The organism is Bacteroidota bacterium, assembly GCA_039111535.1.
Classification (GTDB): Bacteria; Bacteroidota; Rhodothermia; order Rhodothermales; family JAHQVL01; genus JBCCIM01.
Map to the genome: position 1 here is coordinate 1 of JBCCIM010000076.1, position 26,841 is coordinate 26,841.

The window sequence follows — 26,841 nt, forward strand, 5'->3', positions numbered from 1 at the left end:
AAACCCGGCCGTTAATCCTAAAACCTTTAACTGGATAATTTGGGGGCTCTTACGTACGCGCCGGGTTGGGATATCAACATACACCCCCCCGCGGGGTGCCGCGCGGGTTTGGGCGCGCCACGCTGTACTTATTACAACTTTACCTTCGCTCCATCACGCGCAATGGACTTCCAGATAGCCTCGACGACGATCATATCTTTAAGCCCTTCCTCACCCGGCACGCGCATCGGCCGGCCTTCCAAGATACGTTGCGCTGTTTCGTTCATTTGCGCTGCCTGCTGGTTGATAATCGGGTAGTTGAGTGCGCCCTGGCTACCTTCTCCCTTGATGCCGCGGTACGACTGGAACGGTGAAAGACGGTACCAGCCTTTGCGGAAGCGCGTTTCCAGATAGTTCATGCCTGTTGCAAATGAGGTGGTCAGGTTGGCAACCGCGCCACTCGGAAATTCGAGCTGCCAGGTTACCGTTTCGTCAACCTCGTTGAAGAGTTCGGGGCGGTGGGTAAAGGTTTGTGCCCGTACGGAAATGGGCTCTTCGCCCGTAGCATACCGTGCGGCGTTTAGGGAATAGACGCCCATGTCATGCAACGCGCCACCCGACATCGAGCGTTTGAGTTTCCAATGGTTTTTGCGGCCCTCGCGGTAGCCGGCACCCGCCGTTACATAAACCACATCACCCATCACATTTTCTCGCTGGTACCGGATGATTTCCTGCGTTGTTGGCTCGTATTGCATCCGGTAGCCTATGGATAACGTGCGGTTGGCCTTTTTAGCTGCAGCAATCATCTGCCGGCATTCCTCGGGTGTAGAAGCCATTGGCTTTTCGCAGATCACGTGTTTGCCAGCCTGCGAGCCGCGTATGCTGTACTCCGCGTGCATGGAATTTGGCAGTACCACGTACACGATGTCGATGTCCGGATTCTCAGCAATACTGTCGAAATTCTCGTAGTTGTAGATGTTGGCTGCAGGGATATTCTGGGCTTCTGACCAGGACTTGGCTTTTGCCGGCGTACCCGTAACAATGCCGGTGAGCTTGACGTGGCTGGTTTCCTGGAGTGCTGGCAACAGCTGTCCAGTGCTGTAGCTGCCCAGGCCAATGAGCGCGATGCCAAGGGAATCTTTTGATCGGATGCGATTTGCAGCATGGATCACGTGAAAGGGTTTGGCGGCGCCAAGGGTGGTTATGCCGGCGGTCAGGGTTTTTATGAATAAACGGCGCGACTTCTTTTTGTGTGTTGAATGGGTAGTCATTATCGCTAAATCGCTGGTTTTGAGGACAGTTCAACTTAAGTAATCTGAACCACGGGTATTTAGAGAAATAATCGCTTTAAGCCAATTTTCAGGAGCGTTTTCAGGGTGAAAGTAAAACGCTCCACAAGTCCCATGGTATGGCGTGCTAAAACACCCGTTGGGTCTTCAAGACCCGACGGGTGTTTCATAAATGACGTATTTCGCTACAAAAACGCAACCTCGGTGCCGCAAAATATAGGGTAGGCAGCCCCTCCTCAATCATGCCCGGCCAGTCAGCAAAACCTGGAGGCATTGGGAGCGTAGCAACGTTGAATTTCATCTGCCCAACACGAACACCAATGCTTACCGATCAGAATTCAACCGAAGTAAAAGCCAATCCCTCGATGCCTGCTGAAGAAAAACAGCAGGCATATGATGAGGTAATGCAGCGCATAGACGCGCTGCTTGCCGGCCAGAGTGACTGGATTTCTGCCATGGCTACCGTGTCTTGTGAATTGAACGATGCCTTTGGTTACTACCACTGGACAGGGTTCTACCGAGCCGTGTCAGATAATCTGCTGTTGGTTGGGCCTTATCAAGGTGGACACGGCTGCCTTGAAATCTCTTTTGATCGCGGAGTCTGTGGTGCTGCTGCGCGGACCCGAGAAACCCAACTGGTGCCAGACGTGAACGCTTTCCCCGGCCACATTGCCTGTTCGTCATCCACCATTTCCGAAATTGTGGTCCCCGTAGTAACACCAAAGGACCGCCTGCTGGCAGTCCTTGATGTTGATTCTGATTTTGCAGATGCGTTTGACCTTATCGATCAGGCTAACCTGGAAACGCTGTGCAACAAGTTGGGCGCACAATACCAGGATACGATGGTCGTTTAGGCATGCGCTGGTTCGAGTACACCCAGCTGCGCAGCGGCGTCTTCAACGAGGCCGCGTGCCGCTTCCAGGGATTCACCTTCTGAGTACACGCGCAGTACCGGCTCTGTGCCAGACGGACGAACAAGCAACCAGCCTTTGGTGGTCATGTGCTTGAAGCCGTCGAGGTTGTCCACGCGTACCACTTCACGGCCGTAAATTTCTTTCAGACCACCAGCGGCAAGCCGCTCAAGGACTTCTTCTTTCTTTGCCGGCGTGGTGTGTACATCGATGCGGTACGTTTCGTGCGCACCAAACTCGTCGTACAATTCTTTTACGAGCTCAGACAGTTTCTTGCCGCGCTTTACCATCATCTCTACAACCAGCAACCCGATATAAATACCGTCGCGCTCAGGGATGTGGCCTTTGACAGCCATGCCACCTGACTCTTCACCGCCAACAATCACATCGCCATCAACAATGATGGGGCCAATGTATTTGAAGCCGATCGGAGTGGTGTGCACTTTGAGTCCGTATGCTTCGCCCATTTTGTCGAGCATAGACGTGGTAGAGAAGGTCTTAACAATATCACCACCGAGGCCTTGCTCCTGATGTAGATATTTGACCAGCAGGGCGAGTAGCTGATGTGAGTTTACAAAGGTACCGTTTTCGTCGTACATCCCGATGCGGTCTGCATCCCCGTCGTTGGCGAGGCCGGCAGCACAACCTTCGCGTACTACGGCGTCTGCGAGTCCCTGCAGGTTCTTTTCGATAGGCTCTGGTGCCTGGCCCTTGAAGCCTGGGTTCAGGTCGTGGCCGAGAGCAACAACATTTTCTTTGCCAATCAGCGCCTGAATGGCACCTTGTCCGGCGCCATACATCGCATCGTGTGCGAGTTTAACACCAGATGCTTTAATAGCTTCGATATCCAGTTTGTCGCGCAGGAGGTTCAAGTAATCAGTTGCAACATCTTTCATTTCGATGTTACCCGCGTCTACGTGTGCAGCAAACGACTGGAATGTGTAATCTTCCAGGTTATCATATTCAGCTTCTACCTCAGCGATCATTTCAGGAGATGCTGGTCCGCCAAAATTGGCTTTGATTTTGAAGCCATTGTACGACGGCGGGTTGTGGCTCGCCGTGATCACAATGCCCGCATCACAATTATAGGCCTTTGCCCCCCAACTGATCGAAGGGGTTGTGGTGAACGTTTCTGCAAAGATCACTTGGACGCCCATGGAAGCCATTACTGCCGCAACGTGCTCCGTAAAAGCCCGCCCCTGAAAACGTGTGTCGTGCCCAATCACAATTTTGGGTGATGCACTGTAGTTTTTCTTGAGCCATTGCGCCGTAGCACGCGAGACAATTTCCAGATTGTCATACGTATAGGTCTTGCCGATGACAGCGCGCCATCCGTCTGTGCCGAATTTTATTGCTGATTTATTAACGGGTGTAGACATGGAGATTATAAATATAGGTTGGGTTAATATCTTATTTGCTAGGGAACGCTGAATGCACTTCAGAAAAGCGCTTATTTAAGAGGGGAAATACTCGTTATTGTCGTTACATCACCAACAGAAGTAGGACAACCAGATGTATTTTAATAAGGAAGGTACAACCCTCGAATGTATGCTGCTGGTTAATTAACGATATCCTGTCCAACTTGATGCCAAAGCGCGAAAAATTAATGCATGATACCGCGTGGTGTGCCGGCCGTTTAACAAATCACCCTGAAAGCCGATACCCGGATCGTACAGTATAGCAATTCATCTATTGACCATCCATGGTCCCATCAGGCACCCTTACCCCCAGGCCCGCTTGATCCCCCACACCCCGCTCACGAAACACCAAATGTATGACGGCCCTCGCATCTGCATTGATGCTACTTTCGAGTAGCGTTGTAGTCAATTTTGGTACAAGTCAACCCGTAACGTCCGCTTTACCTGTTGTGTTACCCATAGAAATAATGGGGGCTGATGGCGCTACGGAGGCTGTTAGCGTTTCTTTGGAAGGCGCAACAACCGTTGCCGGTCTGTGGATACAGGCCCATAACCTTTCTTATGATGGGAAAGGCAGCGTGCGCATTAACAACGGGTCATGGATCGCCCTGACCAATGATGCGGTTGAGGTTGCCGCGCCTGAGGTGCATATCGGAGGAATTGGTGGTGGTTACAGTACGATCCGCCTTACCCTCCCTCTGGATGCCTCCCTAATGATAGAAGGGGAAAATACCCTCGAATTCAAATTTAACGCAACAGACGGCAAATCTTCTGGCTGGCGTGTACTGCAATTTAATTTTGTAGATGCCGGCGGCAAATTTTTACTGCCCGATACCCAATTCGTGGAAGAAGATCCCGCCGGCTGGACGCCCATCCTTGTGTCCCAGGAAGATCTCGACAAAGGTGCGGACCTGTGGTACAATGCACCACTCCTGGAAGCAGATGGGCAGGCAATTACGGCGCGTTGCGCAGATTGCCATGCTACAGACGGGCGCGACCTCAAGTACTTTAACTATTCAAATAAATCGATTGTAGCCCGTAGCGAATTTCACGGCCTTTCTACGCTCGAAGCGCAACAGATTGCCAGCTATATTCGCTCCCTGGATGTACCGGCGCCCGGCCGGCCCTGGAATCCGCCCTACCAGCCAGGCCCGGAACTTGATGCCAAACCTGTTGAGGAGTGGGCCGCCGGCGCAGGTCTTGAGTGGGTACTGGACGATGATGCTGAAACCCTGGCGTACCTCTTTCCGAATGGTATTTCTGATGCCGTCGCATCAACCAAAGCCACCCTCAATATGCGGGAACTGCCGCTGGCCATCCAGTTTCCCGACTGGAACCGCTGGCTGCCGCCTGTGCATCCGAAAGACTTCTGGGGAGAGGCGTTTTTGGCAAGCGATGTATGGGATAGCTATGAAAATGGAATTCCAGACGCCCTGGCGCAGGGCGTTGAGTTTGCGCTTGAAAAACGCTCGATTGTAAACGCGATCCAGGGCCTCGACAGTGATGTGTCTACCTTTCGTGAGAACGAGCTGCTGCCGGTTGGCAAAACAACTGCAGACCAGGCGCAGGGCAACCTCGGCCTACAGCTGTGGCAGCTTGTCAAAGTCTGGGATGTAATGCAAACCCATAACCTGGAAGGCCGCGCCCCTGATTTGTACCCTGACGGCGAAGCCCGTTCCTGGTTTTCGATTTCGCGTAATGTGTTTAATGTTGCCCCCCACATCAGCGGTGCCGGCGGGTCAACGGTACACACCCATGGGTCAACGATGCTTGACAAATACTTTTCTCACGCGTGGTACATGTATCAGGTGGTGATCAATGCCGGCAATCGCAACCCACAGGGACACCGACCTGTCGATTGGAAATATCAGTTTGGACATCTCGGCGATTATTCCAAACAAACCGGTCTACCCAGCGGGGCCCGCCTGATTGCTACCTACATCAAAATGATCCAGATGCTCGACAATGACAATGATATTGGGCCTTCTGGCTGGTATATCCGACACGCGCACCCGTACTGGTTTGCGCGCAGCGTGGTCTCTGAAACGGGTGAATCTGCTCCGCTTTTTGCCAGTGTACCCGAAGCTGATCGCGCGCAGATTGCTGAAGTGATGCTACGCAGTTTTATGGAAAAGACGCTTGAGTACGAGGTAGACGCCTGGCCAAGAGGCGAAGAACACGAGCAACTTGAGCCCGTGACGTATGTACCGCAGGCTTACGATGGCAAAGGGGCAATCTTTGACGACCGGTTCAACTATGCCGACAACTTCTACCGCATGATTCCGGCGTTTGAAACACTTGGTGTAGCGCCGGCCTTGCTCGATACGGTAGCTACCTGGGGCGCGGAGGCATGGCCGTTGGGAGATTGGGAAAACCTGATCGATTATACGCCACCCCATGATGATGCAGCAACGGTCTTGTTTGGTGATACCACCGGCGATGGCACAATCTCGGCACTTGATGCTGCCCTCATCTTCAAACACCTCTCTGGAGAAGTGACCCTCACTGACGCTGCATTCATAGCCGGCGACGTTGACGCTGATGGCGCTATTTCTGCCATAGACGCCCTGCTGGTGTTACAGCGTGTCCTGGGGCAGGTTACATGTTTTCCGGTGGAACTCGGTTGCGCGACGTGATTTTTTGAGTGCCGAATGCCGAGTGGTGCGAATTAAGGATTGGAAGCGTGATCCAGTGTTTTCGTATTTCCGTGCTGCTGTTTTGCACGACTCCGGCACAGGAAGCAATGCTTTTAAATGCGTCTTTTACAAAAAAAAGAATATCAATCGGCATTCGAAAATCGGCATTCGATCGGCACGGCAGCTTGCCTTGCTATACTGAATGGCCATATCCTGTCCTCGAATCCTCCCCCGTTGTCGACCCTCAATCAACCACCTGCAACACGTATGCACCAAGTGGAGAGAGGGTTAATTGCGCATTGGCATTCATCTGCATGACTTCATCTGTGACAAGGTTTTTGAAAGATGCTTCTGCACCAAACCAGTGTAGCAACTCAGACAGGTCTACCTGTTTGTTGTCGTCCTCTCCATTTATAAGCACAAGGATTTTTTCGTCATCATCCATGCGCAAATATTTGTAGACACTTTCATTCCAGGCAACTGGGTAGTGTACCAGCCGGCCATGGCGCAGTACGTCATGTTTTTTACGGAGGTGGAGCAACGTTCTGACAAAAGAGAACATATCGTTTTCCATCTCGGTGCGACCAGCCTCCGTGAACACATCTCGTGTATCACCCGGAAAACCGCCTGGCATATTGGCGCGCAACTCGATATGACTCTGGCCGCCGCGCATATTGTGTTCTGATCCGTAGAGCATCTGTGGAATACCCCGTGTGGTCAGTAACATGGTAAATACCTGTTTCATTTTTTTGACATTCCCATCAGCAATGAAATAGCCGCGGGCCATATCATGATTGTCAAAAAATGTAAACAGGTTGTTGCGGTCGGTGTAGACGAAGTCCTGGGCGAGTACTTTGTAGACTGCATCAAGTCGGACCGAGCCTTCGAGGTATTTGCGCCAAGCGTCGGTAAGCGCAAAGTCCATGATGGTGGGTAAATTGGTTTCAAAGTCGCGTTCGAAATGCGTTTCTTTCTGGAAGAGCGAGAGGTACGCCGGCTCTGTCTCCCAAATTTCGCCAACGATATTCGATCTGGGATACTCTTGTAAGATTGCCGCCGCCCAATCAGCGAGGAAATCCTGATCCGGATAGGGATATGTATCTTCCCGATACCCATCAAGTCCTGTGTATTCCATCCACCAGATGCTGTTCTGGATCAGATATTTTGCAACGTATGGATCGCGCTGGTTTACGTCGGGCATGGCATCAACAAACCAAAAAGTACGGAGCAAGTCATCAGCGTGCGGGTCTGCATAGGGATCGCTGAAAGCCATCTTGTAGTGCTTGCTAGACAGGTGGTCTTCTTTTGAGCCGTTTAGCCAGGTAGCGGTCGGCAGGTTATCCACCCAAACGTGGTGAACACCGATGTGATTATTGACATGGTCGAAAATGACTTTTATACCATGCCTGTGAGCTGCTGCCACAAAGTCTTTGTAGGCCTCATTGCCCCCGTGCCGCGGGTCAATTTTATAGTAGTTGGTGGCCTGGTAGCCGTGGTAGCTGTTGTTTGCGTTGTTTTCCAGGATCGGGTTGAGCCAAACGGCTGTAATGCCCAGGTCTGCAAGGTAGGGGAGTCGTGCCTGGATGCCTTGCAAATCGCCACCGTGGCGTGTGCCGTGTTGAGACGGGTCAAAATCATCGATCATGCCGGCTGCTCTGTCATTCGATGGATCACCATTCGTAAAACGGTCCGGGGTAATTAAATACACCACATCATCCACCCCAAACCCCTGATTTCTGCCAGCAAGGGGAGCCCTTTCATAAACAGGGAAATCGATTGTTGCTTCACTGTCTTTTCCCGTAAGACGCAAGGTATACGTGCCGGCAGTGGCCTGCGAGAAGTCGACGTCGATAAAACTGTAGGTTGGATTTGCCAGGCTGTGGACCACCTTAACCGGCAGCGCATCGTCGTCAAATGACGCTGTGATACCCTGCAGGTTGTTGCCATACACCATTAACTGTACCTGGTCATGTTGCATGCCTGCCCACCAGTTGGGGGGCTCTATGTGGTCGATGTGTACGTCCTGCGCCTGAACTGTGGCAGCGAAGCTGACCAACAGGACCATTGCGATCGTACTTTTTTGAATCGGTTTAAGCAGACAGGTGCAGCGCGTAAACATCATATTCTTTAGACCAGGATTCATTGGATCACTTTTATATAATAGACCCTTGTTAGGCAGGGGAAACAACCAAAATCGGAAGGAAACTAGGCCAGGCAACTGGAGAAGTGCAACTCGCCTGAATTAGCCTACGCCCATCAATTCTTTCGCGCTTTCAAGGGCAGCTTCGGTAACTTCTGCGCCGCTAATGAGGGAGGCTACCTGTGCCATTTGTTCTTCTGCGCTGAGGCGGTCAATTTGTGACCGTGTGCGCCCTTCTGCGACCTGTTTTTTGACGCGGAAGTGTACATGCCCAAGTGCTGCTATTTGTGGCAGGTGGGTAATGGCCACAATCTGGTGGTACTGCGCGAGCGCACGCATGCTTTCACCCACCTTGCGTGCTACGGGGCCGGAGATGCCGGCATCTATTTCGTCGAACACAAGGATGGGCAACCGTTCACTTTTTGCAAGGATGGTTTTTAGCGCAAGCATAATGCGGCTGATTTCACCACCTGAAGCCACGCGTGCCAGTGGTCGCAGGTCTTCTCCGGGGTTGGTGGAGATGTAAAACTCAACCAGGTCCATGCCGTTTGGATGCGCCACAATGCGCCCTTCTTTCTTTTCGCTGGAGGTAATCCAGCCCTCATCGTCGTACTGGTGCGTAAACTGGACCGAAAAGCGGCTGTCAGGGATACCTAACTGTGCCAGCTCTTTGACGATAGATTTTTCTACTTTGCCGGCAATATCAAGGCGCTTCCCAGAGAGTCGTCCCGCTATATCACTCAGTTTCTGCTGTGCTGCGGCAATAGATTCTTTCAGTTCAGCAAGCGAGCCCTCAAAATCATTGGCAAGCTCAAATTTTCGGCCGATGTCAGCCCGGTAACCGATAACGGCGCTCAGCGAGCCACCATATCGCCGCTTCATGTGCTCGAGTTCGCCCAGTCTTTCACGGATGGATTCCAGACGTTCGGGATTAAACTCTACCCGCGCATTGTAGTCCTGCAGAAATTTGGCGAGCTCTGAAACGATAATGTGCGCAGATTCAGCTTCTTTTGCAGAGGCTTCCAGGCTGCTGTCTACATGCGCCAGGTCTTGCAGGTCGTTACGGACCAGCACCAATTGGTCCGAGACCGCATCTTCATCTTCGTAAAGAATGCTGTAAAGTCGTGCGCTTACTTCGTGCAGTTTTTCTGCGTGCTCCAGAACTTTCCGTTCACTTTCGAGCGCTTCTTCTTCATTTTCCTGCGGATCTACCTTGTCGATTTCTTCGATTTGGAATCCGTACAGATCTTTTTGCTGCTGCAATTCAGCTTTTTTTGCCTGCAGGGCGTTGCGCTCTTTGATCAGGCCGGCAACTACGTCGTACTGTTTTTTGTACCGCGCAACCAGTCCTTCGAGTCCGCCAAAGTTGTCGAGGGTTTCGATATGCGTTTCCGTACGGAGCAGCATTTGATGTTCGTGCTGTCCGTGTAAGTCGATCAGGTTGGAAGCGACTTCTCTGATTACAGATAGCGTGGCGGGGGAGTCGTTGACAAAAGCGCGGCTATTGGACCCTGAGATTTCCCGACGCAGAATAATCTGGTTGCTTGGTTCCAATGCGTTGGCTTCCAGCAACTTGTTTATGCGTGCAGAATTGGTGTTGTCAAATATGCCTTCGACAATTGCTTTTTTTGCCCCGGTACGAATGGCTTCTGTAGAGGCGCGTTCGCCCAGAATCAGTTTGAGGGCGCCAAGGAGAATAGATTTACCTGCACCGGTCTCACCAGTAATGATGTTGAGTCCGCTGTCAAATTCGACTTCCAGCTCCTCGATCAGCGCATAATCTCGTATGTAGAGCGACCGTAACATGGATTCAAGTTGTTGTTATGGCTACTGAAGGCCAATAAGCAACGTGTTCGATGGTTGTGTGCACCAAATGGGTGCTTGAGAAAAGAGACGCAATAAGGCCTCAAAACGAACCTTGTAACGTCATATTTCCTAAAGAAAAGAAAAAAATAGAAGTAATGTATAAAATATGTGCAAAACTGATGGGAATGCACACATTTTTCCTGATAAATACGATGTGAACCAGCATCAACGGCCTATTGGGAAGCCAAAGGTCAAAAACATTCAACCATAAACCAACAACACGTACAGTACTCCCTAGGTGCGTTGAGGACAATTTTTATACTTCTTGCCGCAGCCGCAAGGACAAGGGTCATTACGCCCGATTTTTTTGTCTTTATTTACAATCGTTTGTGGGCCAGCTGATGGGTCGCGATCCCCGGATGTATTCCCAGACGAGCCACTTCCCATGCCGAACGACGGTGGCGGCGCTTCTTGCTTTGTTTTTGCGCGCCGGGGATCAAGCCGCGACTTGGGCGCTGCCTTGCGGTTTGCGTTGCTTTGGTTATTTACAATCGGGCCGGCGCGGAAAATGAAAGAGACTACATCGTGATTGATGGTTTCCATCATTTGCTTGAACAGCTTGAAGGCCTCCATTTTGTACTCGATCAGCGGATCTCGCTGACCAAATGCTCGGAGGCCAATGCCTTCTTTTACCTCATCGAGGCCGCGCAAATGCTCTGTCCAGTGCTCATCGATGTAGGAGAGCACAGATACGCGTTCCAGCGCATCGTTGATGGCCTGGCCGTTTGTGTCGATGACCTCAGAGATTTTTACGGTAACCCGCATCATTTTGCGGCCATCCGTAAAGTCTACAAAGACGCGCTCCGGCTTGGTTTCTGCATCACTTTCCATCACCTTCTTCATGCTTTCGAGGAAAGGTGCAGCAAGGGCCGAGCGTTTTTTGTTGTAGTAGGATTCTGCGGTTTCCATGATGCGATCACGGAGTCCGTCTTCACCCAGGCGCGAAAATTCTTCGCGATCAATCTGGAAGTCTAGCGCAAGTACGCGGAGTAATTCTTCGCGTATCTCGTCGAGGTTGCCGTCGCCATAGTGTGTCTCTACGAGCCCTTCGATGTAGTCGTAGAGCATGTCCATCAGGTCACCACGGAGCCTGTCGCCCTGGATGGCTGACGTTCTGCGGTCGTAGATGACCTGGCGCTGCGCGTTGAGTACATCATCATACTCAAGCTGGCGCTTACGGATGCCGAAGTTGTTTTGCTCTACCTTGGTCTGGGCGCGTTCTACACTTTTGTTGACCCACGGGTGGGTAATCACCTCGCCTTCATCCATTTTCATCATGTCCATTACTTTGGCAACACGGTCGGCGCCGAAGAGGCTGATGAGGTTGTCTTCGAGGGAGAGGTAGAACTGGCTTTCGCCCGGGTCGCCCTGCCGGCCAGAACGGCCGCGTAGCTGAAGGTCGGTCCGGCGACTGTCATGTCGTTCGGTACCCAGAATGGCGAGTCCGCCTATTTCTTTGATACCTGCAGAAAGCTTGATGTCGGTACCACGGCCGGCCATGTTGGTTGCAATGGTTACGGCACCTTTTTCGCCGGCTTCCGCCACGATATGGGCTTCTTGCTTGGCGCGGTCGCGTTTTGCATTAAGCACGTTGTGCTTGATCTTCTTGCGCTGCAGCATGCGGCTCAGCGTTTCAGAGACTTCAACAGACGTCGTTCCAACAAGAACGGGTTGTCCTTTTGCGTTGTATTCCTGAATTTTGTCGATGACCGCGTTGAATTTCTCACGCTTGGTTTTGAAAATCAGGTCATCGAGGTCCTGGCGCGCGATGGGTTTGTTGGTTGGTACCACAACCACTTCCATCTCATAGATTTTGTGGAATTCTTCCGCTTCCGTCTCAGCCGTACCCGTCATCCCGGCCAGTTTGTGGTACATCCGGAAGTAGTTCTGCAGCGTAATGGTTGCGTAGGTCTGCGTTGCAGCCTGAATTTTTACATTCTCCTTGGCTTCGATAGCTTGATGCAAACCATCGGAGTAGCGCCGGCCGGCAAGCACACGGCCTGTGTGCTCATCAACAATCATAACCTTGTCTTCCTGGACGATGTAGTTGATGTCCTTCTCAAACAGGGTATATGCTTTCAGGAGCTGCTCAATGGCGTGCAGGCGTTCAGCGCGGTCTGCGTACGTGTTGTAGAGGTTGCGCTTCTTTTCAGCAAGGTCGTTGCTCAGAACGCGGCGTTCGTGGTCGAGCTTGTTGGCCCGTTTCTCTTCTGTGAGCTGAACTTGTCCACTGATCTCTGTTTGCAGCGCATGCTCTTTTTCTTCGAGATCTTTTTCCATTCCGGCAATTTCTTCGCCGAGATCAGGCAGTACGAAGAGATCGATTTCTGCGTTTGCTGCTTTGGCCACGTGCTGGCGGCCTTTTTCTGTCATCTCAATAGAATGCTGCTTTTGGTCGAGTGCGTAATAGAGCGCATCATCGACATAAGGCATGTTCTTCGCATTCTCCTGGAGATAGAAAAATTCGGTACGCTGGCGGAGCCGTTCAACGCCTGGCTCAGAAAGAAGCTTGACCAGTCGCGTGTTTTTTCGAAACCCGCGGTACGCGCGCAATAGCGCGAGGCCGGCTTCAGATTCAATCTCGTTGGCTTTTTTATTTTCGCCAGCTTCTACAAGCTTGTCGCGCTCCGTAAGCAGGCGCTCTGCATCTCCAACAAACTGGGCGACTACTTTTTGCTGCGCCTTGAACAGGCTGTCTACTGCAGGACGCAGTTCACTAAAACGTGTCTCGTTGGATTGTGGTACCGGACCAGAGATAATCAGCGGGGTACGTGCTTCGTCGACGAGCACCGAGTCTACCTCATCCACAATGGCGAAGAAGTGTTCGCGCTGTACAAGCTGATCGGCTTCGGTTACAAAAGAGTGATCCCGCAGGTAGTCAAATCCAAACTCGTTGTTTGTGCCGTAGGTGATGTCTGCCCGATACGCAGCGCGCCGGCCTTCCGTATGTGCATCGTATTTATCGATAACGTCTACGGACATCCCCAGAAATTCAAACACTGGCCCCATCCATTCCGCATCACGTTGCGCGAGGTAGGGGTTCACGGTAACAAGGTGTACACCACGGCCTACCAAGGCATTCAGGTATACGGGCGCAAGGGCTACAAGCGTTTTCCCTTCCCCGGTTTTCATTTCGGCAACTTTGCCCTGATGGATAGCAATACCGCCGAGCAACTGCACGTCGTATTGCACCATGTCCCACTCGATTTTAGAGCCTGCCGCTTCCCACGTCTTACCTTTCATGCGCTCACAGGCCACCTTAACGACGGCAAAGACCTCTGGCATCATGTCGTCAAGCGCATCTTCTACCTGCTCGAGCCACTCTTCTTCGAGTTCGTCGAGTTCATCAGACAGCTTTTGCCAATCGTCCAGGCTCAGCGTAGCCGTTTCTGCTGCTACACCATCTCCACCGACAGGGGCCTCGGAGAAGCCATGCTTCATTTCTTCCCGAATTTCCTCCTGGCGCGCTTCGATATCAGCTACAGCGTCTTTAATACGCTGCTTGAACTCGCCGGTTTTCGCCTGGAGCGCCTCGTCAGAGAGCTGCTGGGTAGCAGGTACATGGCTGTTGATTTCTTCAACCAGCGGCCAGAGTTTTTTCAGTTGACGGACATTGGAGTCGCCGCCGAAAAGTTTCTGAACAAATTTGATCATGATGAAAGCAAAAAATACGTTTGGTGCGTGCCAAGATGACAGTTTCCTGTCAAAACTGGGGCAATACCTGCCATGCGCGGTAGTGGGAGAGACCGTCAGGCGGTATTTTTATCTATGCGTCAGGTAAGTCAAATAGCGCACCAATTCTAGCAAAAAGCACGGGTAAGGTTTCAGATGCTCAGGAATCGCATCAACATACCCTAGAAGAACTTCCGATGGGGGAAGTTCCATAAATGCAGCAGGGGATATGGGGGAAGCTTCACAGTTTCTCCCATATCCCCTTAACGTACCTGTGGTACGTATTGGCTAGCTGTCAGCTTCGTTGAGCTCCAGGTCCAGCATGATTTTCACCTTGTCTGAAACCACGAGGCCGCCGGCCTCTGTTAAACGGTCCCATTTGAGGTTGTAATCAAACCGATCAATGGTTGTCTCAGCTTCAAAGCCGGCTTTCTTGGTGTCGCCCATGGCACCCATGCCAAGGAACTCAGCTTCGAGCACAACTTCTTTGGTGATGTCGCGAATGGTCAGGTCTCCAACCAGTTCAAATTCACTGCCGTCAATGTTACGCACTGCTTTGCTGACAAATTTCATTTCGGGATAGGTCTCCGCATTGAAAAAGTCGTCAGACTTGAGGTGCCCATCGCGGCGGTCAATACCGGTCGAGATGCTGCCAATCTGAATGGTAGCGGATGCCTGCAGAGTGCTCAGGTCGTCACCATCCATGCTAACGTTGGCTTCGTAGTCTTTGAATAAGCCGTTTACATTGGTAATGCCGAGGTGCCGAACTTTGAAACCAATCTGAGAGTGGGCTTTGTCAACAACGTAAGCAGCAGCAGCCTGTGGGGTTGCTGTTGTATCGTCTGTTGTAGGTGTGGCTTCAAAAGATGCGCCCGGTAGCACAATTAATCCCATCAGGGTCAGTGCGAGCAGGATACTTAGGTTTTTCACCGTGTTGTTCCTCTATGTGGTTGTTTACAAAAAATGTTGATGTAATAACACTGGGTTGCAATAGTGTGATGTGTGTTACAACACGAAAATAAAAAAGAGGTTTCCCAGATGCTATTTAACGAGTTTAACAAATTGTAAAGGACAGCGTTTGGCCCGCTGTTTGCCCAAATAAACAATATTTTGAGCCGGTAGCCCCGGGGAGCGGGGAACTGCACAGCAGGGACTGGATATTATTTAACGTCTGTTCAAAACAAAATGCCCGTATGCTTTAACGCTACCATTTTTTCTTAGTTTACTACACTTAATCTGGTGCACATGCACATCTCTGCATTGAACAGCGTAATGCCGTACACAGTATTGCCGCATACAAAGTCATACCGCGCCCTGTTATTGTTGATGCTGGTGGCCAGCCTTTTCGGCACACTGCAGACCAGCGCACAACCAGGTGAGTTGACGGGCTTTTCTTTTTTGCGGATGGAGCCTTCTGCCCGTGCCGCAGCTTTGGGTGGCGCATTTAATGCCGTCCAGGGTGATGATGTAAACGCCTTTTTCTACAACCCTGCGCTTGCCAATGCGCAGATGCACCGTGGGTTGTCTGTTTCCTTTTTGAATCATGTCAGCGATCTGCGTGCTGGATTCCTTGCTTATGGCTACCACGCAGAAGCCCTCGGCACGCTCAGTTTTGGAATGCGGTATCTCAGTTGGGGTAGCCTTGATGAAGCTGATACGCAGGGCAACCGGCTCGGCTCTTTCTCTGCCAATGATGTGGCGTTTACCGTGGGGTTGTCTCGGCTGTACAGCGACCAGTTGTATGTCGGTGCTAACCTGCACAGTATCATTTCGTCTGTTGATGCTTTCTCTGCCTCCGCACTGGCAGCCGATGTAGGCATTGTGTACCAGGCCCCCAGTGGGCAGTTTGCGTTTAGCACGTCGATCAACAACCTCGGCGTGACCCTGAAGTCGCTTGGCGAAACAGAAGACGAGTTGCCGCTTGATTTTCGCGTGGGCGTTTCTGGCAAGCTACGCCACCTGCCGCTGATGCTAACCCTGACGGGCTACAACCTGCACGATTTTGACGCTGCCGTTCCTGGTGCCAGTACGTTGGACCAGGTCATGGAGCATATTGCCGTCGGCGGCGAGTTTCAGTTCAGCGAAAGCTTCAACCTGCGGTTTGGGTATAACCACCGCCGGCACCAAACGCTCAAACAGAAAAGCCGGCTCGACTTCGCCGGTTTTGGCTTTGGCGTCGGACTCAAAATATCGCGCGTCTATTTCGACTACGCCTTCAATTCCTGGTCGTCACTGGGTGGTTTAAACCAGTTTACATTGCGCACTGTGCTGTAGGGAATAAATGCCGCACTGTTGTTGTCCATTCTGCAGCTAACCCGCCGTTGCGCTAAGGACAACGTAAGAACTATGGATACCACTAAAACTACCTTGCTGCTTTTAGTTGTTGTGCTGATGGCGCAGGCCTGCAATGTGTTGCAGGAAAACAATGCTGATGACGTTGTCATCACGCTTGATAAGCCTTTCCGCTTGTACGTTGGGGAAACAGCGCGGTTGGGGGATGAATTTCAGATCACTTTTGAAAACCTGGCGGAAGACTCTCGATGTCCGCTTGGTACTGTATGCATTTGGGAAGGTGAAATTGAGGCTGCCTTCCGAGTGACCACGAACAGTACCAGCCAGTCGTTACCTTTTCAGGGCTTTGTTGGGGCTGGTGGGGATGCGGTACTGCAACAATTGATAGGGCAGTACGGCATCGAACTACAGCGCGTACAGCCTTATCCCGGCACAGATGCAGCCATCGATGAAGATAAATCAGCTATGCTGGTTGTTAGTCGGGTGGACATTCGTTAGCTCTGAAAGCCTTACAGATTCTCGTTGAGAATTTCCTGTAGTTCCAGCATAGCAAGCGCTCCGCCATACAATGCTTGCAAGGCTATCACTTCATCTAGATACAACTTTAACGTAAGCTCGCCTGCGCTGAACCTGAATTGGTTATCTGGGGCTGCACTTTTGGCTATTGGATTGTTCAGCAGATTTTCTAACTGAACATTGAATGACGCAAATCGGGATGCGCTTTGGTGAAGCAAAAAATGTTTGCATTGGACCTGCAGCTTGTTACAGCAATCGCATCTGAAGATGGTGCCGTAATTGGTCTCGTATAGCAGGCTGAGGTTGTTAGGATTATGCATGGCAGGGCTTCCTGGTTTATGATTGCTGTGCGAGCATATCTCTCCATACTTGCACTTCGTGTTGTCCTTCTTTTCGCTTACTGAAAAGGTAGCAAAGCACCTGGCCGGCATCGTCAAACACTTCCAGCGAATGTACCTCACCTGTTTCGACGGGTTTGCGTACAATCCAGGTCGAGTTAATTTCTTTGTGTTTGACGTGGAGATTGAATCCGGGATCAAGAATGTTGTACCAATCCCTGATCAGCTTCAGCTTATGAATAGGTCCACTGTGAATCTGCGTGCATCCAGGATTGTTGACGAAGATCATCATTGATAGCCCATTTTCAGCCGCTTGCTCCAAGAGCTTGGTAAAACTCGATGTATCCACCTGACGGGCAAACTCAGGACCTGCAATGCGGAAAGCCTGCAGGCGAGTAACCGAGAATTTCCGAAGCATGAAAATGAAGTCGTGCGTGTCGCGAAGCGCGTTCCAAGCATCCTGTAATGCTTTTTTGTCGATGCATTCGTCAGGTAACTGCTCTGCATGCGCTTTCTGCTTGAGTGCAACAAGATTCTGGGATTGGTCTTCCGCTTGGTATTTCTTGACAAACTGGTTGTAAGCCGCAACATTGCTTTCTGGGCGCAGATGCGTTTTGTGAACGGCATTACCAAAGGCGTCGAAATATTGTAGGCTGCGTTTGATTTCACCCTGTTGGTCTTCCTTGTGCACGGCAAAGGCAAAGTGCCAGTTTCTGAAGAAAATCCGTAAGTCGATATTTTTATCCAGGGTTTGCCCCATTTTATGATCGGGCATTACCGACGCATTGCTGTAATTACCTACTTTTTCGTGTACAAAGACTTCGTTTCGGGTCAGGGCCATTACCTCACCAAGCGACTCTTTATCCAGCAGCATATCATACCACTCGGATTTTAGCCGGGTAACGCCTTCGCCAATGTCTGTGGCGAGTAACTGCGCTTCTGATACACCCAGTTGCTTTGCTGCATCACGGATGCGAACACGCGGGTTCTCTTCTTTAAATTGTTGCCAGGCAGTTTTTAATTCAAGCGTATTCATGACGATGGTACAGTTAAGGTATTGGTGTGAGAACTATGATCATTTAGCGGAGGATGGACTACAGGATGCAGCGGCACAATCAGGGGACAAGGATGCTGCGGGTGCCGGCTGATACAGGTATGGACGGAGAAGACTTCCCGTATATTTTCAGCAGTGAGCACCTCATCAGGTTGGCCAAGGACCTGCAGCCGGCCATTTGCCATCAATCCAACCCGATCTGCATACTGCGCAGCCAGGTTAAGGTCGTGTAACACGATAAGCACACCAACCCCATCAGCCGCCATTGACTTAGCCAGTTGGAGAATACTGTGCTGATACTGTAAGTCGAGGCTAGCCGTTGGCTCGTCCAAAAAGAGGTAGCGAGGCGTGTTATTTTTTGATTCATCCCAAATTTGTGCGAGTGCGCGTGCCAAATGGACGCGTTGCTGTTCGCCTCCTGACAGGGTTGTATATGCCTGCGCTGCAAGATGGGTAACCCCAACGCGTTCCATGGCGGCCCAGGCAATTTTTGTATCAGCAGGGGTTGTATACTTGTTGTGCGGCATACGCCCCATCAGGACCACTTCAAACGATGGGAAGGGAAATCCCAGTGAAGAAGACTGGCTAACAACCGCGTGGCTCGTTGCTTTTTCCTGTGGTGTAAGGTGCTGTAAAAATTTGTTACCGAGCTGAATGCTGCCTGTCGTAGGTCTGTACTCACCACAGGCCAGTTTTAAACAGGTCGATTTGCCTGCACCATTCGGACCAAGCAGTACGGTGACATTCCCCCGTGGGATTGTCAGCGAGATCTGCTCTACAAGCGTCTTTGATTTGATGCTATAGCTAACCGATTCGAATTTGATCATTGATCTTTAGGCGAAATTTGTCCCTGCTTCATCCCGGTACTTCAAAAGCAACCACAGGAAAAAAGGCGCACCCAGCAGCGAAGTTACAATCCCAATAGGTAATTCAGCTGGCGCAATAATAGTACGGGCCAACAAATCAGCAGCAAGCAGCAGACTTGCACCCAGCAAAGCCGAGCCTGGCACGAGTAAGCGATTGTCAGGTCCGGTTGCAAGCCGCAATAGGTGAGGCACAACAAGGCCGACAAATCCGATAATGCCTGTTACAGCCACTGTAGCCCCTACGGTGAGTCCTGTTATCCAAACCACCAGTCCTTTTACGTATTGGACTTTAATGCCCAGATGTGTAGCATCCGCTTCACCCAACATCATAGCATTTAGTGACGCGGCCAGTTTGATGGCAATGCCAATGCCAATTAGAACCAGTGGGGCAATAATCGCCAGTGACTTCCAGGTGGCTCCTCCGACACTGCCGAGGGTCCAAAATGTGATGTCTCGGAGCTGTGCATCGTCGGCTATCATGAGCATGAGGCCAGTCCCTGCAGCAGTAAGTGCATTTAAAGCAATGCCGGCGAGTAACATGGTGGCTACAGATGTTTGGCCTTTCCAGGTAGCCAGGGTATAGACCAGATAAATGGCCGCCAGGCTGCCTAGAAAAGCAGCAAGCGGTATAGCCCACAATTGCCAAATGGTGCTGGCTGTGCCCAATATTGTTGTCCCGAATACAATCATCAATACTGCTGCAAGCGCAGCCCCGCTGGATACGCCGATCAGGCCGGGGTCTGCCAAGGGATTTCTGAAGAGGCCCTGCATGATTGCGCCGCTCACGGCCAGGCCGGCGCCAACAAGCATCGCGAGCAGGATGCGCGGCAATCGGATGGCCATTAAAACCATTGCCTGTTGGTCCGCATAGGCAATTCCAGAAGACAGGCCCAGGCGGTCCAGCAAAATACCCAACACCTGGACCGGGCTAATGGTGATACCTCCCAGGCCAAGCGATACCACAAAAACCACAAGCAAAAGCGTGCACAAGGCTAGCAAGACGATGCGGTATTTGCGCGACTTAAGCCGCACATAATCTTGCGCGATGCCTGTGGCTGAAGCGATATGAACAGGTGTTGTTGCCATAGCCTGATTAGTGATACAGCAACGTGTAAAGCTCAAGGGCGGCATCTCCGAGGCGTGGCCCGAAGCTCAGCATGAGCATGTCGTCAATAGAAAGAAAAGCTCTGTTTTGTCCGGCTGGCGTTAATGCGATGCCAGGCACTTCGAGGAGTCCTTTTTCGCCTCCAATGCTTTCAAACCCACGTTCAAGGAGCAGAATTACATCCGGAGCTGCAGCAACGACGGCTTCCGGGGTTAGCGGGCGGTAGTCTTCATAAGAAGAAATTGCATTTTTGCCGCCGGCCAGCCTGATGATTGCATCTGCGGCGGTGCTGCGTCCAGACACATTCAGGGTGCCACCACCCCGCGCGTAAATAAATAAGACCGACTTGGGGGCATCTATTTGCGAAGTTTTGGCAGTGAGGGTTTCAATTTTTTCTTCGAGCCCGGCAATAATGCGTGCAGCTTCCGGCATTGCACCAACTGCTTTGGCTACAGCTTTAATTTTTTCTTTGGCGCCTTCGATACTGGGCGTGCTCGGAATAACTTCGACGGGTACACCAGCACTGCGGATTTGGGCAAGTGCGCCTGGTGGACCTGCATCTTCACTGGCCAAAACCAGTTTCGGGTTTAGTGAAAGGACACCTTCAGCTGAGATTTGCCTAAAATAGCCCAGTTTAGCGTGTTTCTTTGCGGCAGGCGGGTAAATGCTCGTTAAGTCGGCCCCAACGATATCACCGCCTTTGCCCAGCGCGTAAACTATTTCTGTAATACTGCCCCCTAACACGACAAGGCCTGAAGCGTTGGTTCGTGAATCCGCTAATTCCTGGGCCCTGACAGCGGGCGTCGCCATTGAAAAAAGCAAGAGGGTGACGGCGAAGTTTTGTAGCGATATGAATGACATGAGAAGAATTATTGCTTATCGGGAAGGGATAGAGAGCAAAGAGGCCAGGGGTGAATCACGGTGTTCACCCCTGGCTTGTGCTCAACCAGCACGCAGGATGAGTCTGTTATAGTGGCGTGTTTTAAAGAGATTCCAGGTTGCGAGACCCGTCAGCCCGAAAAACATATTCAATGGTGTAAAAGCGGGACGGCGTTGTTGCCGTGACGTCAGTAATAGCTGGATTTCCCTGGTAGTAACTGAGAATTCTGAATTTGGCAAACCGGCCATCCGCAGTACGTACAGCGATGGTGCGGCCGGCAAGGGGGGATACCAGGTTTGAAGCAGGATTGTAATTATACCAGCCATTGTCTGAGCCCGGGCAAACGGCAAAGGCAGCTCCGTCTCCCATATCGGTTGAGCACACAGAAACACCATCCGTGCGGAATTCACTGTCAGCAGGTGCTTCGATTACCTCTTCAAACGTCTGCTCTAAAATTACAGCGCCACCCTGTCCTGGGCCGCTGTTGCCGCCATTGAAAATGATGTTGGTACCTTGAAAGGCAATATCCCAGTTTGTGGAAGCAGAGTCTGTTCTCGTGGTATTATCGTATGTCAGTACAATATTACCATCTCTAAGACTTACGAACGCATACTGGTTCAAACTGATAGGCCGGCCAGTAACCGGATCTCTACCAACCGTAGGGTCAGCGGCAATGTCTTGGATGAGCGATGCTTGCAGCGGTTCTGGATCGTCGTCGCTGTTGCTGTCGCAAGCGGCGAGGGTTACAAAGGCAAGCGCGTAAAGCGCTATTTGATATATTTTACGCATTGTAGTAAGCAATGATGAGATTAGGGGTTAAAGCGAAAGTTGTAAGCTTGAAAAAACTGTGCGGCCGGGGAGTGAGGGAATCAGGGTAGGTTTAACAACATCGAATAGATTTCTGAATCCCAGTTGTGCCGTCAGGGTTTGTCCTGTTTTGAATGACCAGCTTTTGGTTGCTGTCGTGTGCCAGAGCATGTACCCCGGTATAAATTCCTCGTCGAGGTTGGCGATGGTATTGCCATCGATATCCCGGTAGCCATATCGGTTGCGCCACTGCGCGCGTATGCTCACGGTCATCTTGCGTGCAGGCAAGAGGATTGTTGATCTGATGGTACCTGAGTGGGGAGAGCGACCAAGTAACCCATCATAGTCGGATCGTTGAATACGGTAATCACGACCACTTAGTCTGCGCCCGAAAACGGTGCCAGCATCAATCGCTTCCAATATCTCGCGATCTCGCGCCTCTAAAAACTGGTAACCCGTTGCAACCTGAAGCCAGGCCAAAGGAGAAGATTCAATTTCCAGGTTGATGCCGCGGGTGTAAATCCTATTCAGGTTGAAATAGCTGAAAACAAACGAGCCGTTGCTTTTCTGTGCGATAGGCTGCGTTTCAATCAGGTCGCGCACATTGTTATGGAAAGCGCCTAACGTGATCGAGAGCGATGTTGAAAGTTGTACGGTTACACCAGCGTTATAGGCAACCGATCGCTCTGCAGTGATTTCTTCGATGGTAGTCAGATCCAAGAACGTGGCGTCAATTTGTCCGGTTGAAGTGAGTGACGAAAGGCCCTCGGAGAGTTGTGTAGACCCCAATACCGTATAGCCAGCAGCGGCGTTGGTAAAATTGAGATAGAGTTGCCTGAATGCCGGGGCTTTGAAGCCGCTGCCAACCGAAAGGCGTACACGAACTTTTTCTGTTGGCCGTACCAGTAAGGAGAGCTTGGGCGTGAGACGCGATGCGTAGTTTTCGTGTGCGTCAAAGCGTGCGCTTGCGTTTGCTTCGAGTATTGAAGATGGGAGCCATTCGTGTTGTGCGTACACAAACTGGCTACCGGCAACTGGTTTGAAGTCACCATAGCGATCGCCATCGAGCGATTCTTCTACAACGCCGGCACCAAATACTGTCAAGTGTTTGGCACTCCAATAGCCGTTAGCCTGAATCTCTCCTTTCTGATAGCGCTGATTGATGCTGTCGTAGAAGAGCAGAGACTGATCATCCTGGTTACGCTGCTCTGTCTTAGTTGCAAACGCAGCCCGGTAGTATGTACCGATTACTTCAATTCTGTTGGTCAGGCGGTGTTTGATTTCCGGGTGGATGCTCCAGTCTGTTTGGTCTTCCTGGGAGCCAAAGAATTCAGCCGGTTGGTTTATCGAAAATTGTGAGGCCTGCTCTTGAATGGCCAATCGGCCACCAAATTCGATTTTTGTGCGATCTGAAAGGTCTAGATGCGCACGTAAGTCTGTGGTATAATCAGTGAATTCAGGCGTGGTAGGTCCAAATGAGTCTGGGGTTAGGTCATACCCGGAGGAGCTGTAGCGATTGATAAGTGCTTTTACGCCAGCACGCTTGCTGCTCGCTTCCACGCTGGTAGAGAAATCAGTTGTATTGTGGGTGCCGAATCGGCTCGTAAATGATGCGGTGAGGGGTTTGTCGGCTTTTTTTGTGATGATATTAATGACGCCGGCCAGAGCCTCACTGCCGTATAACGAAGAGGAGGGGCCATTGACCACTTCAATTCTTTCAATACCTGAAACAGTCAGCCTTTCAAGGTCGAGGGTACCGGCAGTCCGGCCAATTACAGGTTCACCGTCAATCAGGATCAGCGTATAGTCTGCGTCAAAACCCTGCACCTGAATGCCGGCGCCGTGGTCGTAATTAATTGTGAGCCCCGTCAACTCGCCGAGGGCATCTGTGAGCCGAAGGGAGCCCATATTCTGCAATTCTCGTGCAGAAATCACCTGCGTAGGTACAGCGACATTCTCCAACGTCTTTGCTGTACGTGTAGCTGTTACAACAACCTGCTCTAATTCATAGGAGGCTAAGGTATCTGGGGGCGTGGCTTGGCCAAAAGAATTTAGGCAGGCGCTGAGGCATAAACCTATGAAGAGAAGACAGCGCATATCATCATTGTTAATTTAGACTAAGTCTAAATAGATGTCTAAAGGTAGGCATACGTTCCCCTGAATTCAAGTTAAGTTAGTGTGAACTGTAAGATCCTATCTTTATTAGCACTTCTTTTGGATTCACGTCTTCTTGATTTGCAAAACACGATCAGGATAATGTACATTGCAGTCCCTTATTTAGATTTAGTCTTAATAAAGAATAAAAATGCCTTTTTTACATAAGTACACTGCGATCGGTTTTTTAATGCTATTGGTTGGATGCAAGTCTAGTCAGGAAGTGGTCGAGCATTCAACCTCTCTATTACCCGCACCGACGCTCGTAAATGACATTAACCTTTCAGATGGCAAGGTCCTTTACAGCTTACGGACGCAAACAATTATACCTGGTACAGCAGAAGACACTGATGCATGGGATATTGCTTTTGAACGTGTGTCTGTCTACGCAAATAAACACGGGGAATTGCTGACGCTTGAATTCGATGCTGTCAACCATGTCCCAGATACATGGGACAACGCGAAAGCTGTTGCCGGGCAGGAAATCGATGATCCGGAAGGGAGCGGATGGTATAATTACAACACTTCAACGCATGTTGTCTCTGCAAGGCCGGGTAAAACATTTCTCGTAGAAACGCCGGCAGGTACGTTTGCTAAAGTTCAAATTCTGAACTACTACAAGCAAAACGAGCCACAAAAAGGCGCGCCCCGTTTCATTTCTTTCCGGTATGTACATCAAGCTGACGGCTCAAAGTCTTTGCGATCTGCAGCAGGTAGCGGTTTGCAACCAGCTTCCACACTTAGTCAGTGATCTCTTCCACGCCTTTCAAGTCATACAATGAACGAAAATACTACCCTCATTCCATTATACCGGGCTGGCCACGGACACACGTATCGATGCTCCTGTTGCGACATCATCCAAATTGAATTTGATAACGCTTCGCTGTGCTTTCCTGTGAAGCGCATGCTAACGCTCAGAGATGAGTTAGAAGTTGCGCTGCAAAAAGACTGTGCGTCCCAACGTAAAGGTAGCTTTGTCAAGTTTTACGAAAGCAATTTGGCCATTTGTTATTCGCATAGGCAGTTGATTGCACTACACGATTTGATCGACGGCAGTATTGCAATGCTCGAGTTTCGGGATGTCCTGCATGATCTGGCCTCTATGCCTGATCATGCGCCAACAGCACGGCGCTTTTATGAAGAAGAGCCACTCAATTTGGACATGGAAGCGTCTTGCTTCAGCCCTATTTCTTCAATGCCTTCCGGCGCACTGTACAAGTCTTGCAAAAAGGGCTGGTTTAAAATTGAGTTCATGAACCTGAAATTGATCCAGCATACCCGATTGCTGATGGAGTTCCAGCGTTTCCTCTGTAAAATTTTGAGCTATCCGATTGCTTGTAGTAACATGCTTCAAGAGCCTGTGTACGAAATTCGGTTTGCGCCTGGCGAAATAGCACTGTTTTTTTGCAAAGATGAGATTCAAGATCTTTTTGATTTGATCGAGAGCGCAAAGCACCTCATTCCCCCTTTTCATCAAGAAGCTTTTCGGCTGAACTAGCCAAACGACTGTGCCTCTGGTAGGTACAAAAGGAGGGCTCCGGGGTTACCCCGATTCTGCTTGTGGGGTAGCCTCGGGCTTTTTATGTAAACCTTGTTTTCTGCGCTATTTTAGCAAGACGATTTTGCGCATGTCCACACCTTTTGCCGTACGCAGTACCGTCATGTAAACACCACTGGCGAGCCCTGTACCATCAAAGGTGACCTGCTGCCGGCCTGCATCCTGGAAACTGTCGACCAGCGTTTTTATCCGCTTGCCTGTTAGATCGTACACCTCTACCTCAACTTGTGAGGCCTGTGACAACGTGTAGTTGATGGTTGTAACAGGGTTGAACGGATTCGGGTGATTCGGCAACAACACTGTTTGCTCAGGAATGGGCAGGGCTATCGTAACCACATCTGAGTAAGCAAAAGCCCCGTCAAAATCGATTTGTTTAAGCCGGTAATGCAATGCCTCCTTTGCAAGGCCCAGCAAATCATCCTGGTATCTATAAGACTGAGGCAGCGTTGTTGTGCCATGTCCTTCTATAAAGGTAATGGACTCGAATGTGCCCTCGTCTATGGCACGCTCCACTGAAAAGCCGGCGTTGTTGGTTTCACTTGCCGTATGCCACCTGAGCGCTACATGATCACCGTCTAACTTGCCTGCAAAGCCTGTGAGCTCAACGGGTATCGTACCATCGGGCAGCGAGACCATCTGCTCTGTTGCAAATGCAGAGCCTTTGTAGCCCTGGTCTACAGCCTGTACAGACCAGTAGTAGGTGCCTTCAGCCAGACTTCGAATGGGCCAGCTGGTGTTCTGGCGGACATTGCCTTCGCGTGCCAGCAGCAAGGTACCATTGGACAGGGCAGGGGCCGACATGATTTCGCTGCCGCCCGGTGTTGTGCCAATGCGCAGGTTGTAAGTTAATGCCTGTGTTGGCGTTTCCTCGTCGTTTGCCGAATCCCACGAGAACGTGACGATGTCGTCGTTGATGGATACGAACAGGTTGGTTGGTGCGGTCGGTGCATCGTTTTTAGCAATGCTGTTGTTTTTGAAGATGCGAGCCGTGAGACTCTCGTCTTCGTTTTCAACTACGGCGAGGATGTCGAGGTCATCGTCGTTGTCGTAGTCGCCGAAGTAAGCAAACTGGACTTTATAGTCGTCGAGGGTCTGTACAACGCTGGCAAAAATTCCGCCTTGATTTTCAAAAATGGGGGTATGAATGGGTGAGAGTAAGTCATTATTGCCGGTGAGTAAGTCCGGGTCGCCGTCATTGTCGTAGTCGCCCCAGGCATGCGTGCCATTATTGGGTGCAAAAATCAGATTAGACGATGAAAACTCACCGTTTTGATTTTCGAAGAAGGTTGTTTGTTTAGGTTTGAGTGGGCCGCCTTCGGTATCATAAATGTCACCTGTTAGCATGAAATCGGAATCCCCA

Annotated in this window: 20 protein-coding genes; 6 read left to right on the forward strand and 14 right to left on the reverse strand. The window is 50.8% G+C overall.

Translation table 11 applies throughout. The annotated features are described in order from the left end of the window. Positions 1–131: 131 nt before the first annotated feature. Positions 132–1,250, reverse strand: coding sequence for a Gfo/Idh/MocA family oxidoreductase (locus AAF564_13040; protein MEM8486469.1), 1,119 nt, complete (start codon positions 1,248–1,250; stop codon positions 132–134). 59 nt (positions 1,251–1,309) lie between these two features. Next, positions 1,310–1,438 (reverse strand): hypothetical protein, encoded by a 129-nt coding sequence (locus AAF564_13045; GenBank protein ID MEM8486470.1) that lies wholly within the window; start codon positions 1,436–1,438, stop codon positions 1,310–1,312. 195 nt (positions 1,439–1,633) lie between these two features. Between AAF564_13045 and AAF564_13050 the strand changes: the two genes are divergently transcribed. Next, the gene (locus AAF564_13050) at positions 1,634–2,122 is read left to right on the forward strand and encodes a GAF domain-containing protein (GenBank protein MEM8486471.1); all 489 of its coding nucleotides are present in this window, start codon (positions 1,634–1,636) and stop codon (positions 2,120–2,122) included. Here AAF564_13050 and AAF564_13055 read toward each other — a convergent pair. Continuing rightward, positions 2,119–3,558, reverse strand: coding sequence for a phosphoglucomutase/phosphomannomutase family protein (locus AAF564_13055; protein MEM8486472.1), 1,440 nt, complete (start codon positions 3,556–3,558; stop codon positions 2,119–2,121). The two genes, AAF564_13050 and AAF564_13055, sit on opposite strands and share 4 nt — an antisense overlap. Positions 3,559–3,953: 395 nt before the next feature. Between AAF564_13055 and AAF564_13060 the strand changes: the two genes are divergently transcribed. Then, a complete protein-coding gene (locus AAF564_13060) occupies positions 3,954–6,233 on the forward strand; it encodes a dockerin type I repeat-containing protein (protein MEM8486473.1) in 2,280 nt (759 codons plus the stop codon). Between the two features lie 244 nt (positions 6,234–6,477). Here AAF564_13060 and AAF564_13065 read toward each other — a convergent pair whose 3' ends face one another. The 4 genes from AAF564_13065 to AAF564_13080 all read right to left on the reverse strand — a co-directional run bounded on the left by AAF564_13065 (position 6,478) and on the right by AAF564_13080 (position 14,841). Further along, on the reverse strand, positions 6,478–8,298 hold the full coding sequence (locus AAF564_13065) for an alpha-amylase family glycosyl hydrolase (GenBank protein ID MEM8486474.1): 1,821 nt from the start codon (positions 8,296–8,298) through the stop codon (positions 6,478–6,480). A 177-nt stretch (positions 8,299–8,475) separates the two neighbouring features. Beyond that, positions 8,476–10,179: a DNA repair protein RecN gene (gene recN, locus AAF564_13070; protein MEM8486475.1), complete on the reverse strand. Its 1,704-nt coding sequence runs from the start codon at positions 10,177–10,179 to the stop codon at positions 8,476–8,478. Between the two features lie 294 nt (positions 10,180–10,473). After that, entirely contained in the window at positions 10,474–13,893 is a 3,420-nt protein-coding gene (gene secA / locus AAF564_13075) for a preprotein translocase subunit SecA (GenBank protein ID MEM8486476.1), read from the reverse strand. 306 nt (positions 13,894–14,199) lie between these two features. Continuing rightward, positions 14,200–14,841, reverse strand: coding sequence for a YceI family protein (locus AAF564_13080; GenBank protein ID MEM8486477.1), 642 nt, complete (start codon positions 14,839–14,841; stop codon positions 14,200–14,202). 315 nt (positions 14,842–15,156) lie between these two features. Between AAF564_13080 and porQ the strand changes: the two genes are divergently transcribed. Both porQ and AAF564_13090 read left to right on the forward strand, forming a co-directional pair. After that, positions 15,157–16,185, forward strand: a complete 1,029-nt coding sequence (porQ, locus tag AAF564_13085; protein MEM8486478.1) for a type IX secretion system protein PorQ — start codon at positions 15,157–15,159, stop codon at positions 16,183–16,185. A 72-nt stretch (positions 16,186–16,257) separates the two neighbouring features. After that, positions 16,258–16,701, forward strand: a complete 444-nt coding sequence (locus tag AAF564_13090; protein MEM8486479.1) for a hypothetical protein — start codon at positions 16,258–16,260, stop codon at positions 16,699–16,701. Positions 16,702–17,055: 354 nt separating this feature from the next. On the opposite strand, the gene AAF564_13095 is transcribed toward AAF564_13090, so the two are convergent. From AAF564_13095 to AAF564_13120, 6 genes are all read right to left on the reverse strand, one after another. Beyond that, positions 17,056–18,093, reverse strand: a complete 1,038-nt coding sequence (locus AAF564_13095; GenBank protein MEM8486480.1) for a ChuX/HutX family heme-like substrate-binding protein — start codon at positions 18,091–18,093, stop codon at positions 17,056–17,058. Next, positions 18,090–18,938, reverse strand: a complete 849-nt coding sequence (locus AAF564_13100; GenBank protein MEM8486481.1) for a heme ABC transporter ATP-binding protein — start codon at positions 18,936–18,938, stop codon at positions 18,090–18,092. The genes AAF564_13095 and AAF564_13100 overlap by 4 nt, the downstream gene beginning before the upstream one ends. Positions 18,939–18,944: 6 nt before the next feature. Further along, the gene (locus AAF564_13105; GenBank protein ID MEM8486482.1) at positions 18,945–20,063 is read right to left on the reverse strand and encodes an iron ABC transporter permease; all 1,119 of its coding nucleotides are present in this window, start codon (positions 20,061–20,063) and stop codon (positions 18,945–18,947) included. A 7-nt stretch (positions 20,064–20,070) separates the two neighbouring features. After that, a complete protein-coding gene (locus AAF564_13110) occupies positions 20,071–20,943 on the reverse strand; it encodes a hemin ABC transporter substrate-binding protein (protein MEM8486483.1) in 873 nt (290 codons plus the stop codon). Between the two features lie 121 nt (positions 20,944–21,064). Then, positions 21,065–21,751: an HmuY family protein gene (locus tag AAF564_13115; protein ID MEM8486484.1), complete on the reverse strand. Its 687-nt coding sequence runs from the start codon at positions 21,749–21,751 to the stop codon at positions 21,065–21,067. A 27-nt stretch (positions 21,752–21,778) separates the two neighbouring features. Then, on the reverse strand, positions 21,779–23,731 hold the full coding sequence (locus tag AAF564_13120) for a TonB-dependent receptor (protein ID MEM8486485.1): 1,953 nt from the start codon (positions 23,729–23,731) through the stop codon (positions 21,779–21,781). A 343-nt stretch (positions 23,732–24,074) separates the two neighbouring features. Here AAF564_13120 and AAF564_13125 point away from each other — a divergent pair, with 343 nt between their 5' ends. Together AAF564_13125 and AAF564_13130 are read left to right on the forward strand one after the other, a co-directional pair. After that, positions 24,075–24,674, forward strand: coding sequence for an HmuY family protein (locus AAF564_13125; GenBank protein MEM8486486.1), 600 nt, complete (start codon positions 24,075–24,077; stop codon positions 24,672–24,674). A gap of 27 nt (positions 24,675–24,701) precedes the next feature. Then, positions 24,702–25,421, forward strand: coding sequence for a hypothetical protein (locus tag AAF564_13130; protein ID MEM8486487.1), 720 nt, complete (start codon positions 24,702–24,704; stop codon positions 25,419–25,421). A gap of 105 nt (positions 25,422–25,526) precedes the next feature. Here AAF564_13130 and AAF564_13135 read toward each other — a convergent pair. Next, positions 25,527–26,841 (reverse strand): T9SS type A sorting domain-containing protein (locus tag AAF564_13135; GenBank protein ID MEM8486488.1); only part of this gene is annotated, 1,315 nt, incomplete at its 5' end.